At 55.3% G+C, this 510-nt stretch carries 1 pseudogene; it reads left to right on the top strand.

What is annotated here, in order from left to right:
- Positions 1-489, top strand: a pseudogene (locus K5Q73_RS21380) (DNA mismatch repair protein MutS); the annotation flags it as partial.
- Positions 490-510 lie beyond the last annotated feature (21 nt).

Here is a 510-nt window from a genome sequence, read left to right as displayed (position 1 = left end):
GTGCTGATGGATGAGATTGGCCGCGGCACCTCCACCTATGACGGCTTGTCACTTGCCTGGTCGGCGGCAGAGTATCTGGCTCAGCGACTCGGTGCCATGACACTGTTTGCCACCCATTACTTCGAGCTGACTCAGTTGGCAGAATTGATGCCCCAGGTTGCCAATGTACATCTGGATGCCATGGAGCATGGCGACAGCATAGTCTTTATGCACGCAGTGCAGGAAGGAGCCGCCAGCAAGAGCTATGGTTTGCAGGTTGCTTCACTGGCCGGTGTTCCGGCCTCAGTGATCAAGGCCGCAAAATTGAAACTGCAACAACTTGAAAGTCGCGATCACGGTCAAGACTCCAATGTCCCGGCGCAGGCCACACTGCAACTGGAAACGCCGCCATCTGAGCTTGAACTTCTGCTTGGCAGGCTGAACCCGGATGAACTCAGCCCAAGAGAGGCGCTGGACCTAATCTATAAACTCAAGGCGTTGGCAAACTAAGTCCGCTACTCCAGCTATCGC

Source organism: Shewanella sp. MBTL60-112-B2 (genome assembly GCF_019655055.1).
In the GTDB taxonomy this organism is placed as follows: domain Bacteria; phylum Pseudomonadota; class Gammaproteobacteria; order Enterobacterales; family Shewanellaceae; genus Shewanella.
The sequence above is the reverse complement of the archived record's forward strand: the minus strand, read 5'-3'. Positions and strand labels throughout refer to the sequence as shown.